This is a genomic window from Malikia spinosa, from assembly GCF_002980625.1.
GTDB classification, from domain to species: Bacteria; Pseudomonadota; Gammaproteobacteria; order Burkholderiales; family Burkholderiaceae_C; genus Malikia; species Malikia spinosa.
On record NZ_PVLR01000007.1, the window covers coordinates 83368 to 97167 of the forward strand.

Consider the following 13800-nt stretch of genomic DNA (forward strand, 5'->3'; position numbering starts at 1 on the left):
AGCGGGTCCGGCCAGGGATCGCCAGCGCCTGCCGGTTTCGCCGCATGGGTCTCAGGAGTCGCAGGAGTCGCTGTGCGCCGGCCGGCCCGAGCGGGAATAATCGGCCTGATGTGGATCGACACCCATTGCCATCTCGACGCGGCCGAATTCGGCGCTGACGACCTCGTCGAGCGCGAACGCGCGCGCGCCTTGGGCGTGGGCCTGTGCGTCTATCCGGCGGTCGAGCGCGCCAACTTCGCTGCCGTGCGCGAGCTCGCGCACCGGACCGGCGACGCCTACGCGCTCGGCATCCACCCGCTGTTCGTGCCGCGCGCCGGCCCCGAGGACCTGCAGGCGCTGGCCGCCGAGCTCGAGCGTCGCGTCGACGACCCGCGCCTGGTCGCGGTCGGCGAGATCGGGCTCGATTTCTTTGTGCCCGAACTCTGCACGCCCGCGATGCGCGAGCGCCAGTGGCAGTGCTACCGCGAGCAGCTGCGGCTGGCGCAGCGTCATGGCTTGCCGGTGATATTGCACGTGCGGCGCTCGGCCGACTGGCTGCTCAAGGGGCTGCGCGAGGCTGCCGCGCGCGGCCGTCCGGTGGCGGGCGGCATCGCCCATGCCTTCAATGGCAGCGCGCAGCAGGCGCAGGCCTTGCTGGCGCTGGGCTTCAAGCTCGGCTTCGGCGGTGCCGCCACCTTCGACAGCGCGCGCCAGCTGCGCCAGACCTGGGTCAGCCTGCCGCCCGAGGCGCTGGTGCTCGAGACCGATGCGCCCGATATGCCGCCCTACTGGTGCTACGTCAATGCCGCCTTGCGCGCCGCTGGCCAGCCGCAGGGCCGCAACAGCCCGGCCGAGCTGCCGCGCATCGGCGCCGAGCTGGCCGGCCTGCGCGGGCTGTCCGCTACCGCATTGGCCGAGCTGACGACTGCCAATGCCCTCGCGGCCTTGCCCAGGCTGGCGGCGCTGCGGCCGGCAGCGGCCCGGGCCGTGGCGCTCGCGCCAGCCGATCAACCGGCGGCAGGCTGGTGTCCTTCCAGCGCTGCCAGCAACACTGAAGCCTCATGACCCTGACCCCGCTGCCTTCCCTTCGCCTGCACGGCCTGGCGCCGATTCTCGATGCCGACACCCGCCTGATCGTGCTCGGCAGCTTCCCGAGCCGGGCCTCGCTGCAGGCTCAGCGTTACTATGCGCACCCGCAGAATCAATTCTGGAAAATCCTCGGCGCCCTCTGGGGTCTGCCGCTGCAAGACATGAACTACCAAGAAAGAACCGACGCCTTGCGCGCCCATGGCCTGGGCGTCTGGGACGTCTACGCCAGCTGTGAGCGCGAGGGCAGCCTCGACAGCGCGATCGTCCAGCCGCAGCTCAACGACCTCGCGGGCCTCAGCAGCCGCTGTCCCAGGTTGCAGGCGATTGCCCACAATGGCGGCGAGAGCTTCAAGCACGCGCGTCACACCCGTGCGCTGGGCCTGCCGGTCTACCGCCTGCCCTCGACCAGCCCGGCCCATGCCAGCTGGACCTTCGAGCGCAAGCTCGCTGCCTGGCGCGAAGTGTTCGCCTGCCATGGCCTGACCCAGCCGCAGGAGGCATGATGGCGACCAAGACCCGTACCAAGACCGACCCCAACGCCTTGCCCGAAGTCACGATCTCGGAGAACGGCGAAGTCCGCTTCCTGCACCTGGGCACCGAGTGGGTCCAGGGCAGCATGATCATCGACAGCCCGTTCGAGATCGAGCTTGAGTATGTCCAGCGCATGATGGCCTGGCTGCTGTTCGTCGACCCCGACAGCGTGTCGGCACGCCATTCGATGCAGCTCGGCCTGGGTTCGGGCGCGCTGACCAAGTTCCACTTCAAGAAGCTGAAGATGGATACCACCACGATCGAGATCAACCCGCAGGTGGTCATTGCCTGCCGCACCTGGTTCAAGCTGCCGCCCGACAGCGCCAAGCTGCGCGTGCTGCTCGGCGATGCGGCCGAAGTGGTGCGCCATGCGCCGTTCCACGGCACGATCGATGCGCTGCAGGTCGACCTCTACGACCACGAGGCCGCCGCGCCGGTGCTCGACAGTCCCGACTTCTATGCCGATTGCCGCAACCTGCTGACCGACGAGGGCTGCATGACGGTCAACCTGTTCGGCCGCGACGCCAGCTACGAGCGCTCGGTCGAAAGCATCCGGGCCGCCTTCGGCGCCGACGCGATCTGGGCCTTCAAGCCGACCCGCGACGGTAATGCCATCGTGCTGGCGCAGCGCACGCCCAGCCATCCGACCCGCATGGAGCTGCTCGCGCGTGCCGAGGTGGTGCAGGAACGCTGGGGCCTGCCGGCGACCAAGTGGCTCAAGGTCTTCAAGCCGGCGCAGCCATGAGCACGGCGGCCGGCAGCTCCACGGCCAGGGCCGGCCTGCTGCTGGCGCTGGCCGGGTCGATCGCCTTCAGCGGCAAGGCCATCATCGTCAAGCTGGCCTATCGCCATGGCGTCGATGCGGTCACGCTCATCATGTATCGCATGTTGTTCGCGCTGCCGCTGTTCCTGGGCTTGAGCTGGTGGGCGACCTATCGCTCGGCAAAACCGGTCATCCCGCTGACGCGGCGGGACTGGCTCGGCATCCTGGGGCTGGGATGCAGTGGCTATTACGCGGCCAGCATGCTGGACTTCTGGGGCCTGCAGTACATCAGTGCCAGCCTCGAACGCCTGATCCTGTACCTGAACCCGACCCTGGTGCTGGTCCTGGGCTGGCTGCTGTACCGGCGCCCGATCCGCGCCCGGCAATATGGCGCGATGGCCTTGAGCTATGGCGGCATGCTGCTGGTGTTCGGCCACGAGCTCAGCTTCGAGGGCCGCGCGACCTTGATCGGCGGCGGCCTGGTGTTCGCCAGCGCGATCAGCTACGCGCTCTACCTGGTCTACAGCGGCGAGTTGGTCAAGCGCCTGGGCTCGCTGCGCCTGGTCGGACTGGCCACCAGCGTGGCCTGTCTGCTGTGCGTCCTGCAGTTCCTGCTGCTCAAGCCGCTGTCGGCCGCCATCGTCGCGCCCGAGGTGATCTGGCTGTCCCTGCTCAACGCGCTGGCCTGCACGGCGGCGCCGGTGCTGATGGTGATGATGGCGATCGAGCGCATCGGCTCGGGCCTGACCGCGCAGGTCGGCATGGTCGGGCCGCTGTCGACGATCGCGATGGGGGTCTGGCTGCTGGGCGAGCCGCTCGATGGCTGGGTGCTGGCCGGTACCGCGCTGGTGCTGGCCGGCGTGCTGTGGGTCACGCGCGCCAAGCCCTGAGTCCGCCGCCGGACGGCGCTTCAGCGCCGCGCCGACACCAGGATGCCGCCGACGATCAGCGCGAAGGCTAGGCCGTGGTAGAGCTGGGGCGGCTCACCGAGCAGCGCGGCCGACATCAGCGCGGCAAACAGCGGCGTCAGGTTGCTGAAGAAGCTTGCCAGCGTCGGGCCGGCGCGCCCGACCCCCGCGCCCCAGCAGCGGTAGGCGATCAGCGCTGGCCCGAGCGCGACGAACAGCAGCACGGCGGCCAGCTTCCAGCTCCAGAGGATCTGCGGTGCCTGCGCCGGCAGCAGCCATTCGCCGGCTGTCAGCGCCGCCGACGAAACCAGGCCGAAGGCGATCTGCGCCAGCAGGAAGGCGGCCCAGTCCTGCCGGATCTCGGCCGCGCCCTGGCGCCTGGTCAGCAGCCAGCTGTAGCAGGCCCAGGCGAAGGCTGCCAGCAGGATCCAGCCGTCGCCCGGCACGAAGCTCAGCTGCAGCAGGCGCGCAAATTCGCCCTGGGTCAGCACCACGCCGACGCCGCCGAGCGAGAGTGCCGCGCCCAGCAGCGCACGTCCGGTGACTGCTGCACCAAAGCCAATACGTCCGACCAACAGCATCCAGACCGGCATGCTGGATGCCACCAGCGTCACGTTCAGTGGCGAAGAAGTGTGCAGCGCCAGATATTGCAGCGTGTTGTAGCCTGCGATCGCGAGCAGTCCCAGCAGGGCGTAGTATTTCCATTCGCGCCAGAGCGGGCTCGAGCGCCGCAACACCCAGCCGCCCAGCGGCAGCAGCACCAGCAGCGCGATCGACCAGCGCAGCAGGTTGAAGGTCATGGGCGGGATCCAGCCGGCGGCAATCCGGCCGACGATGGCGTTGCCAGCCCACAGCAGGGGCGCGAGCGTGAGCAGCAGGAGGGTGGTCAGGTCCAGGCGATGCGGTGAAGCGTTCATGCCCTGACTGTAGCAAGCCCCGCCCGGCCTCGCGCCCGGCGCTGCCGATGCAAGGCCGTTCAGCAGGGGCGCAGCTTGAAGTCCACCCGCCGGTCCAGCGCATCGCGCCAGTCGTCGCTGGCGCTGCCGACCAGCGGCTCGTCTGGTGTGGCGGCCTCGGAGCTCAACCGTCCGGCCAGCGCGGGCGCCAGCGTCTCGAGCTGGCGCTGCACCGCCTGGGCCCGCCGCAGCGGCAGGTCGGTCGCCTTCTGCTCGAGCGCGCTCGCTCCGGCGTGACCGATCAGGCTCAGGCAGGTTTTGCTGCCGAGCAGGGGCCCGGCGAGCTGGCGCAGCCACATGCCATAGGGGCCGCTGACCCTGGGGTCGGCCAGGTAGCGGCTTTCCCCGGGCTGGAACAGCAGCTTGAGTGGCAGCCGGCCCTGGGCCAGTTCATGTGCGATGAAGCGACCGAATGTGGCTTGCGCGGCCTTGGGCTGCTGCAGTTGCCACTGGCACCGATAGACCGCCGCCAGCGCCTGGCCCTGCGTCGGGCCGGGTTGCCGCGCTGCGGGTTCGTAATGCTGCAAGGCGTCCCGGCAGTGGCCCTCGGTTTCGAGCCGTTCGCCCTCGGCCAGCAGCAGCCGGGCCAGCAGCGATGGTTCTGCGTCAGCCGGCGCTGTTGTTGCCCCGCTGTCGTCATCGAGCAGCGGCTGATCCAGGCTCGCCCCTGCACTGGCGAGCTGGGCATCCGGGGCCGCTTCGGTGCTGGCCTGGAAGGTCGAGCAGGCGCCCAGCAGCAGCAACAGGCCGAGCAAGGCAGCGAGGGTCCGGGGCTGGCGGGTCATGGCGGGCTCCTGACGGCGTTTCATCACGGACATTGCTCGAGCAGGGCTTGGCGCCGCTCGGCATCCCAGTGCTCGGACAGGGCGGCGGCATTGAGCTGCCGGATGCAGGCCGGCCAGCCCGCTTTGTCCGGCCGGTTGCTGGACCGCGCCTGTGGCTGCTCTGTGGCTGGCGGCGCATTCTTGCTGCGGGCCGGGTTGGACCCTTGTGTCGCGGGTGCTGGCGCAGCGGGCGCGGGTGGTCGGGATGCTGCCGGGGCGGCCGATTTCGCGGGTGCCACCATGGTCGCCGAGGCACTGGTGGGGCGGCTGTTTGGCCTGGCTTGCTCGTCTGGTGGATCTGTCTTGACGACCATGCCGGCCTGGCAGGTCGCGGCCAGGCCCATGGCCAGGGCCAGCGCCAGTCCGGTGCTCAGCCAGTGCCTGCTGGCAGATCTTGCTGGCAAGGTTGTCATGCCTGTCCTCCCTGCGCAGTCGCTGTCTCGTGGCGACTGCTCGGCAGACTGTAGCCAATTGCCCGTGCCGTGAAAAGCCTATCCACCGGAAAGCCCTGGTTTTCATGGCAGGATGGCAGGCTTGCACCGAACCCAATCAGCAGGAGCTTTTTTCATGGCCACCTTCAACAGCCGCGTTGTCCGCATCACCCAGCACGGCGGCCCCGAGCAGATGCAGCTTGTCGAGACCGAGGTCGGCGAGCCCGGCCCGGGCGAAGTTCGCCTCCGCCATCACGCGATCGGCCTCAACTTCATCGATACCTACCAGCGCTCGGGCCTGTATCCGATGACGATGCCGCTGGTCCTGGGCGGCGAGGGTGCCGGCGTGATCGAAGCGGTCGGCGATGGCGTGACCCATCTGCAGGTCGGCGACCGTGCCGCCTATGCCGGCAGCGGCCAGCCTGGCAGCTACTGCGATAGGCGCGTCATGCCCGCCATGAGCGTCTGCCGCCTGCCCGACGCCATCAGTTTCGAGACCGGTGCTGCCATGATGCTCAAGGGCCTGACCGCGCAATACCTGCTCAAGCGCACCCGCCCGGTCGAAGGCCTGGAGCCGGGCGACTACCTGCTGTGGCATGCGGCGGCCGGCGGTGTCGGCCTGATTGCCTGCCAATGGGCGAAGGCGCTCGGTTACCGCCTGATCGGCACCGCCGGCAGCGACGAGAAATGCGCGCTCGCGCTGGCCAATGGCGCCGCGCACATGATCAACTACCGGACCGAGGACTTCGTTGCCCGCGTGCGCGAGATCACAGGCGGCCAGGGCGTCAAGGTGGTCTACGACTCGGTCGGCAAGGACACCTGGGGCCAGTCGCTCGACTGTCTGCAGCCGCTGGGCCTGATGGTCAGCTTTGGCAACTCGTCGGGCGCGGTGCCGCCGTTCGCCCCCGGCGTGCTGGCGCAGAAGGGTTCGCTCTATGTCACGCGGCCGACGTTGGCCAGCCACGCCCGCACCCGCGAGCGCACCCAGGCCATGGCCGACGAGCTGTTCGAGGTCGTGCTGAGCGGCCAGGTCAAGATCCACATCGACCAGCGCTATCCGCTGGAGCAGGCCGCCCAGGCGCACCGCGACCTCGAAGCGCGCCTGACCACCGGGTCGAGTATCCTGCTGCCGTGATTCATGAATGACGGAACCTGTTGATGACGCCCGCCCTTTATCTGGAAGACCTGGCCGTGGGCCAGCGCTTCGCCTCGGCCAGCCTCGAACTCGACGCCGACGCGATCCACGAATTCGCTGCCCGCTTCGATCCGCAGCCGTTTCACCTCGATGATGAGGCCGCCCGCTCGACGCTGTTCAGCGGCCTGGCCGCCAGCGGCTGGCACACCGCGTCGCTGACGATGCGGCTGCTGGTGGGCAGCGACTTCAAGCTGGTCGGTGGCCTGGTCGGTGCTGGCGTCGACGAGCTGCGCTGGCCGCGCCCGACCCGGCCCGGCGATCGGCTCAGCGCCGAGATCGAGGTGCTCGAGATCACCCCGTCGCGCTCCAAGCCCGACCGCGGCATGGTCCGGGTCCTGATCACGACCTCGAACCAGCAAGGCGAGACCGTCCAGACCTGTATCGGGCGCATCCTGGCCTGGCGCCGGCCGGTGCCGGCGGCATGAGGCCGACCGCGGCCGCCACACTGCCCTTGAATCAAATGTCCGGAGCGAAGATAGATACCCTGCTGTTCTGTACCTGCTATGCAAGAGACGAGACTGCCTGGCAGTCGAGGTATCAGCGTTGGATTGATTACTACGAGGACGGTCCGATCGATTGGGATCGGATGTTCTTGATTGATGACGGCTCGCCTCATGTGCCGACTGCGCAGCTGATAGGAAATTTTTCGGCGAATGCTGGATCTTCCGTGCCTGCAGAGGCCAAGCTGGTGGCCCGCTTTCCGGACAACCTGGGGCGTCAAGGTCCTGCGGCCTACCCTGGCTGGTGGCGCAGCTTCTTCCATTCCCTGCAGCTGGCCAGGCTGACGGGGGCGAGCAAGATCGTTCACATCGAATCGGACGCCTATATCCTGAGTCAACCGTTGGCGGATTTCATCAACGAAGTTTCGTCCGGGTGGCATGTGCTGTGGTCGCCAAGATACCGCATGCCGGAGACTGCCATCCAGGTGATCTGCGCCGATCAGTTCGCTGCCTTCGAGCGTTTCCAACAGGACCCCGGCAATCGGATGAACGAGGAGTTCGCCGAGAACATCCTGCCGTTCACTGCGATCCACCAGGAGTTTGTCGGTGACCGTTACAGCGAACTGAAGCGCAATCGCGGGATATTCAGGTCGAAGAAGTTCGATCGATTCCCTGTCTTCCAGCGGGATTTCTTCCGGGTGCAGATTCCGGATGACGCCGATTTCGCCACCCAGGTTGTTTCCCGGCAGCCTGTCCGCTTCCGGGCGGCGTAGCGTCTGGCTGCCAGCAGGCTGGCATGCCACGCCTGTCACCCAGAGCGGACAGCGCGCTAGCTAGTGCCGCCCGCTGTCGTCCTCGGCCTCAAGCAGCAGGCGCATGCCGACCAGGGTGTAGCGGGTCTGCGGCGTGTTCCAGTTGCGAAACGAACAGCGCGCATACAAGGCCCAGCTGTGCCAGGAGCCGCCGCGCCTGACCTTGACTTCACCGTCCTCGGGCCCCGTTGGGTCCGAGCTCGGGGAGCTGGCGTAGTACGCCTCGTCATGCCAGTCGGCCACCCATTCCCAGGCGTTGCCCAGCATGTCGTGCAATCCGAAGGCGTTGGGCGCCAGACTGCCGACCGGAGCGCTGAAGGCATGGCCATCCGATCCGGCCAGGGCATAGGCCTGCCAGCGCGGCCAATAGGGCAGGGCAGCGGCATCGAACAGATTGGCCACCTGCGCCAGTGACTGCGGGTCGTCGCCCTGGTGGTAGCGGGTCCGGCTGCCGGCGCGGCAGGCGTATTCCCATTCGGCCTCGGTCGGCAGGCGGTAGACCCGGTTCTCTTTCAGGCTCAGCCAGCGTGCCAGCGCCACGGCATCGTTCCAGCTTACATTGAGCACCGGTGACTGGTCGGTCTGGGCAAAGCCCGGCTGGTCCCAGGAATAGCGCGGGTCCCGGCCCTCGAAGGCGTCGCCGCGCAGCGTGCTGGCCGGATCGTAGTCGGGGTTGTAGCCGTAGCCGCCGCTGCCGTCGGCGACCGATTCGGGCCGATGTCCAGAAGCCTGCAGGAAGGCCCGGAACTGGCCCACGGTGACCTCGTGCTGGCCGAGCCAGAACGGCTGGCTGATCCGCACCCGGTGCACCGGCTGTTCGTCGCTCAGCTGCAGCAAGCGCTGGGGCTCGTAGGCCGGAAAATCCCGCGCCAGCCGGTCGGGCGATTCGTCGCTGCCCATCAGGAATTCGCCCGCCGGTATCCGCACGAAGCGCATGCCCAGCGAGTTGACATGGCTGGGCGGATCGGGCGGCTGGACCAGTCCGGAACAGGCCGACAGGCCCAGCGACAGGCTGAGCCACGCGATCGTTATCGCGCTTCCAACGGGATTGCTCATGGCTGGCCTCCTCCCCGTGCGCGTCGCATCCGGTAATGCGCTTGCGCCCAGGCGGCCAGTGTAGAGGCGATCAGGCTTGCGGTGAATAAGGTCCATAATCTCCGCATGAATAGCGGGGATTGCATCCATGTCTGGCAGGCCAGTGACTGGCCAAACTGGCGCTACGACCTGGCTGCGCTGGTTCAACCCATGGCCGAGGTCAGTCTAGCCCAGGGCTTGCTGATGGGGCGGCTGGCCGATATCGGCATGGCCTTGCGCGATCAGGCCAGCCTGGCCGCGTTGACCGAAGACGTGGTCAAGACCAGCGCGATCGAGGGCGAACCACTCGATGTCGGATCGGTGCGGTCGTCGATTGCCCGCCGCCTGGGCGTGGACATTGGCGCGCTGGCGCCGGTTGATCGCCATGTCGAGGGCGTGGTCGAGATGGTCCTCGATGCCAGCTCCAACAGCCAGGCGCCTGTGACTCGCGAGCGACTGTTCGGCTGGCACGCCGCCCTGTTTCCGACCGGTTATTCGGGTCTGTCCAAGCTCCAGGTCGGAGACTGGCGCGACGATGCCGGCGGCCCGATGCAGGTGGTGTCCGGCCGCATCGGACGCGAGCGGGTGCATTTCGAGGCGCCGCCGGCGCAGCGACTGGAAGCCGAGATGGACCGTTTTCTCAACTGGGTCAACGGCCCGCCCCGGGAGCCTGCGCTGATCCGGGCCGGCCTGGGCCATCTGTGGTTCGTCACCTTGCATCCGTTCGACGATGGCAACGGTCGCATCGGACGCGCCATCGGCGACCTGCTGCTGGCGCGCGCGGACGGCAGCTCGCAGCGTTTCTACAGCCTGTCGGCACAGATCCAGCGCGAACGCCAGGCCTACTACGACATGCTGGAGCGGACGCAAAAAGGTAGCCTGGATGTCACCGCCTGGCTGCTCTGGTTCCTGGCTGCGCTGCAGCGTGCCGTCGATCAGGCACTGATCACGCTCGATGCGGTGCTGATCAAGGCGCGCAGCTGGCAGCGCTGGGCCACCTTGCCTTTGAACGAGCGGCAGATCAAGCTGCTGAACCGCTTGCTCGATGGTTTCGACGGCAAGCTGACCAGCAGCAAATGGGCGGCGATTGCCAAATGCTCGCCCGACACGGCGTTGCGCGACATCAACGACCTGCTGGCGCGCGGGGTGCTGCGCAAGACCGAGGGCGGGGGGCGTAGTACGGCGTATGAGCTCGGAGAATCGTCAGGGTAGTCAGCGGGGCGCAAAAAAGGGCGCCGTAGCGCCCTCGATCCTGATTTAGTCAGACTGACCCGCCTCAACTCGTCTTGCGCACCCGCAGCAACTCGTCCAGGATCAGCCCGGCCGCGCCGATGCTGATCGCCACGTCGGCCAGGTTGAAGGCCGGGAAATGGCCGGCCGGGAACACCGGCTCCAGCCAGCGCCAGTGGAAGTCGAGCATGTCGACCACATAGCCATGGACCATGCGGTCGATCACGTTGCCCAGGGCGCCGCCCAGCACGCAGGACAGCGCAAACGAGAACAGGCGCTGGCCGGCATGGGCGCGCAGCAGCCAGACGATGAAGCCGGCCGCACCGAGGCCGAGCGCGGTGAAGAACCAGCGCTGCCAGCCGCCGGCATCGGCCAGGAAGGAGAAGGCCGCGCCCGGGTTGTGCACCCGCACCAGGTTGAAGAAGCTGGTGACGACCGTGGACTCGTGCTGCACATAGCTGCCCAGGATCAGCCATTTGCTGAGCTGGTCGGCGACCAGGATCAGCAGCGCCAGTGCCAGCCAGAACAGCAGGCTCGGGCCCTGCGCACCCTGGACCGGCTGCAGCGGCAAGGCCTTGGTCGTGCGGCCAGCGACCGCGTTCGGGCGGCGCGCCATCTCAGGCTACGCTGCGGGTTTCGCCCGCGCCGTGCAGGTTGCTGGTGCAGCGGCCGCAGATGCCCGGGTGAGCTTCGTCATGGCCGACATCGTCGCGGTAATGCCAGCAGCGCTCGCATTTCTGCGCGCCCGAGGCCTTGACCTCGACCGCGACATCGGCGCCTGCCACCAGTTCGACCTGGGACACGATGAAGACGAACTTCAGGTCATCGCCGAGTGATTGCAGCAGGGCCAGATCCTCGGCTCCCAGCGTGAGGGTCACATTGGCTTGCAGCGACGATCCCACCTGACCGGCGACGCGGCGTGCCTCGATCGCCTTGTTGACGATGCCGCGCAATTCCAGCACGCGGCTCCACTTGGCGATCAGCGCCTCGTTCGGCGTCTCGAGCGGCAGGTAGGTCTCGGTGAAGATGCTCGGGCTCTTGCCGACCAGGGCCCAGGCTTCCTCGGCCGTGAAGGACAGGAAGGGCGCCATCCAGCGCAGCATCGCGTGCGTGATCTGGTGCAGCGCGGTCTGGGCCGAGCGGCGCGCCAGGCTGTCGGGGGCGGTGGTGTAGAGGCGGTCCTTCAGCACGTCGAGGTAGAACGCGCCCAGGTCCTCCGAGCAGTAGACCTGCAGCTTGGACACCACCGGGTGGAACTCGTAGACCTGGTAATGCGCCAGCAGGTCGGCCTGGAAGGCCGAGGCGCGGCTCAGCGCGTAGCGGTCCACTTCCAGCATCTGCTCGAACGGCACCGCATCGGTCGCGGCGTCGAAGTCGCTGATGTTGGCCAGCAGGAAGCGCAGCGTGTTGCGGATGCGGCGGTAGGCGTCCACGACGCGCGCCAGGATCTTGTCATCGATGCCGAGGTCGCCCGAGTAGTCGGTCATCGCGACCCAGAGCCGGATGATCTCGGCGCCCATCTTGCTGCTGATGGTCTGCGGCGCCACCACGTTGCCGACCGACTTGCTCATCTTGCGGCCCTGGCCGTCAACCGTGAAGCCGTGCGTCAGCAGGCCCTTGTACGGCGCGCGGTCATACAGCGCGCAGCCCAGCAGCAGCGAGCTGTGGAACCAGCCGCGGTGCTGGTCATGGCCTTCCAGATACAGATCGGCTTCCGGGCCATGATCGTGCGCGCTGCCGGCGTGGCTGCCCTTGAGCACCGTGGTGTGGGTTGAGCCCGAGTCGAACCAGACTTCCAGGATGTCGGTGCTCTTGCTGTAGCTCGCCGCGTCGGCGCCGTCGCCGATGCGGGCCAGGATGTCGGCGACCGACAGCTTGCTCCAGGCCTCGATGCCGCCGGCCTCGACCACTGCGGCCGCCAGGTCGATGATCTCGGGCGTGCGCGGGTGCGGCTCGCCGCTGTCGACATGCAGCAGGAAGGGCAGCGGCACGCCCCAGGAACGCTGGCGGCTGATGCACCAGTCGGGCCGGTTGGCGATCATGTCGCGCAGGCGGGCGCGGCCGTTCTCGGGGTAGAAATGGGTGTGCTCGATCGCTTCGAGCGCCAGCGCGCGCAGGCTCTTGGGCGCCTTGTCGGTGGTGAAGATGCCGTCGCCTTCGTCCATGCGCACGAACCACTGCGCGGCGGCGCGGTAGATCACCGGCGTCTTGTGGCGCCAGCAATGCGGGTAGCTGTGCGTGATGGTCTTGGTCGCGAGCAGGCGATCGTTGGCCTTGAGGGTCTCGATCACGACCGGGCAGGCCTTCCAGATGTTGAGACCGCCGAACAGCGCCAGCTCGGCCTCGTACTGGCCGTTGCCCTGCACCGGGTTCAGGATTTCGTCGTAGGCCAGGCCATGGGCGACGCAGGTGTTGAAGTCATCGACGCCATAGGCCGGCGCCGAGTGCACGATGCCGGTGCCGTCGTCGGCGCTGACATAGTCGGCCAGCATCACCGGCGACAGGCGGCGGTAGCCGGCATCGACCTCGAACAGCGGGTGGCGGAAGGCCAGGCCGGCCAGCTGGTCGCCGGTGGCGGTCGCGATCACGCGGCCTTCGAGCGCATAGCGCTCCAGGCATTTCTCGACCAGCGACTCGGCCAGCACCAGCTGGCCCTTCGGCGTCTCGACCAGCGCGTAGACCAGCTCGGGGTGGGCGTTGAGTGCCTGGTTGGCCGGGATGGTCCAGGCCGTGGTGGTCCAGATCACCGCGAAGGCCTGGCTCAGCTGCGCCGCGTCGATGCCGAAGGCGGCAGCCAGCTTGGCGTTGTCGTCGGCCAGGAAGGCCACGTCGAGCGTGTCGCTCTTCTTGTCCTGATACTCGATCTCGAACTCGGCCAGCGAGGAACCGCAGTCGAAGCACCAGTAGACGGGTTTGAGGCCACGGTAGACGAAGCCGCGCTCCATCACGCGCTTGAAGGTGCGCAGTTCCTCGGCCTCGTTCTTGAAGTCCATCGTGCGGTAGGGCTTGTCCCACTGCGCGATCACGCCCAGGCGCTTGAAGTCGGCCATCTGCTGCCCGATCTGCTCGGTTGCGAAGGCGCGCGCCTTGGCCTGCATCTCGTCGCGCGACAGGCCGCGGCCATGCAGCTTCTCGATCGCGTTCTCGATCGGCAGGCCGTGGCAGTCCCAGCCCGGGATGTACTGGGCGTCGAAGCCGGCCAGCTGGCGCGCCTTGACGATCATGTCCTTCAGCACCTTGTTGACCGCGTGGCCGATGTGGATCTGGCCGTTGGCGTAGGGCGGGCCGTCGTGCAGCACGAATTTCGGTGCCCCCTGGCGCGCGGCGCGCAGCTGCTGGTACAGGCCATCGTCCTGCCAGCCCTGGACCCAGCCCGGCTCGCGCTGGGGCAGGTTGCCGCGCATCGGGAACGGGGTATCGGGCAGGTTCAGCGTCTTGCTGTAGTCGGTGGTGTTGGCGTCGGACATGGTCGGGGTATTGGTGTCGGCGACAGGCTCGGCCCGCGGGTGCAGGAAATTCAAAGACAGTAACCGCGCACCCCGAGCCTGTCCAGGGGCGGCGGCTTGCA

Annotated in this window: 14 protein-coding genes; 8 read left to right on the top strand and 6 right to left on the bottom strand. The window is 67.9% G+C overall.

The window, feature by feature from the left end; all coding sequences use genetic code 11:
• Nucleotides 1-108 precede the first annotated feature (108 nt).
• From C6P61_RS02615 to C6P61_RS02630, 4 genes are read left to right on the top strand one after another with little or no spacing between them, the layout of a single operon-like run.
• A complete protein-coding gene (locus C6P61_RS02615) occupies nt 109-1044 on the top strand; it encodes a TatD family hydrolase (RefSeq protein ID WP_105728372.1) in 936 nt (311 codons plus the stop codon).
• On the top strand, nt 1041-1571 hold the full coding sequence (locus C6P61_RS02620; protein WP_105728373.1) for a DNA-deoxyinosine glycosylase: 531 nt from the start codon (nt 1041-1043) through the stop codon (nt 1569-1571). Before C6P61_RS02615 ends, C6P61_RS02620 begins: the two co-directional genes overlap by 4 nt.
• Entirely contained in the window at nt 1568-2344 is a 777-nt protein-coding gene (locus tag C6P61_RS02625; protein ID WP_371417011.1) for a class I SAM-dependent methyltransferase, read from the top strand. The genes C6P61_RS02620 and C6P61_RS02625 overlap by 4 nt, the downstream gene beginning before the upstream one ends.
• The gene (locus C6P61_RS02630; RefSeq protein ID WP_105728375.1) at nt 2341-3252 is read left to right on the top strand and encodes a DMT family transporter; all 912 of its coding nucleotides are present in this window, start codon (nt 2341-2343) and stop codon (nt 3250-3252) included. The genes C6P61_RS02625 and C6P61_RS02630 overlap by 4 nt, the downstream gene beginning before the upstream one ends.
• Nucleotides 3253-3272: 20 nt before the next feature.
• Here the strand turns inward: C6P61_RS02630 and C6P61_RS02635 are convergent, their stop codons facing one another.
• The 3 genes from C6P61_RS02635 to C6P61_RS17575 are packed head-to-tail and all read right to left on the bottom strand — an operon-like array spanning nt 3273 to nt 5463.
• Nucleotides 3273-4187 (bottom strand): DMT family transporter, encoded by a 915-nt coding sequence (locus tag C6P61_RS02635; protein WP_105728376.1) that lies wholly within the window; start codon nt 4185-4187, stop codon nt 3273-3275.
• A 59-nt stretch (nt 4188-4246) separates the two neighbouring features.
• The gene (locus C6P61_RS02640) at nt 4247-5011 is read right to left on the bottom strand and encodes an OmpA family protein (RefSeq protein WP_105728377.1); all 765 of its coding nucleotides are present in this window, start codon (nt 5009-5011) and stop codon (nt 4247-4249) included.
• A 23-nt stretch (nt 5012-5034) separates the two neighbouring features.
• Nucleotides 5035-5463 (bottom strand): hypothetical protein, encoded by a 429-nt coding sequence (locus C6P61_RS17575; RefSeq protein ID WP_146114955.1) that lies wholly within the window; start codon nt 5461-5463, stop codon nt 5035-5037.
• A gap of 154 nt (nt 5464-5617) precedes the next feature.
• Here C6P61_RS17575 and C6P61_RS02650 point away from each other — a divergent pair, with 154 nt between their 5' ends.
• The 3 genes from C6P61_RS02650 to C6P61_RS02660 are packed head-to-tail and all read left to right on the top strand — an operon-like array spanning nt 5618 to nt 7889.
• Nucleotides 5618-6616: a quinone oxidoreductase family protein gene (locus C6P61_RS02650; protein ID WP_105728379.1), complete on the top strand. Its 999-nt coding sequence runs from the start codon at nt 5618-5620 to the stop codon at nt 6614-6616.
• Between the two features lie 23 nt (nt 6617-6639).
• Entirely contained in the window at nt 6640-7101 is a 462-nt protein-coding gene (locus tag C6P61_RS02655) for a MaoC family dehydratase (protein WP_105728380.1), read from the top strand.
• Complete coding sequence (locus C6P61_RS02660) at nt 7098-7889, top strand: hypothetical protein (RefSeq protein WP_146114956.1); 792 nt, start codon at nt 7098-7100, stop codon at nt 7887-7889. Before C6P61_RS02655 ends, C6P61_RS02660 begins: the two co-directional genes overlap by 4 nt.
• A gap of 60 nt (nt 7890-7949) precedes the next feature.
• Here C6P61_RS02660 and C6P61_RS02665 read toward each other — a convergent pair whose 3' ends face one another.
• A complete protein-coding gene (locus C6P61_RS02665) occupies nt 7950-8984 on the bottom strand; it encodes a formylglycine-generating enzyme family protein (protein WP_105728382.1) in 1035 nt (344 codons plus the stop codon).
• A 105-nt stretch (nt 8985-9089) separates the two neighbouring features.
• Between C6P61_RS02665 and C6P61_RS02670 the strand changes: the two genes are divergently transcribed.
• The gene (locus tag C6P61_RS02670) at nt 9090-10214 is read left to right on the top strand and encodes a Fic family protein (protein WP_105728383.1); all 1125 of its coding nucleotides are present in this window, start codon (nt 9090-9092) and stop codon (nt 10212-10214) included.
• Between the two features lie 64 nt (nt 10215-10278).
• On the opposite strand, the gene lspA is transcribed toward C6P61_RS02670, so the two are convergent.
• Complete coding sequence (lspA, locus tag C6P61_RS02675) at nt 10279-10848, bottom strand: signal peptidase II (protein ID WP_105728384.1); 570 nt, start codon at nt 10846-10848, stop codon at nt 10279-10281.
• 1 nt (nt 10849) lies between these two features.
• Complete coding sequence (gene ileS, locus C6P61_RS02680) at nt 10850-13699, bottom strand: isoleucine--tRNA ligase (protein WP_105728484.1); 2850 nt, start codon at nt 13697-13699, stop codon at nt 10850-10852.
• Between the last annotated feature and the right edge of the window lie 101 nt (nt 13700-13800).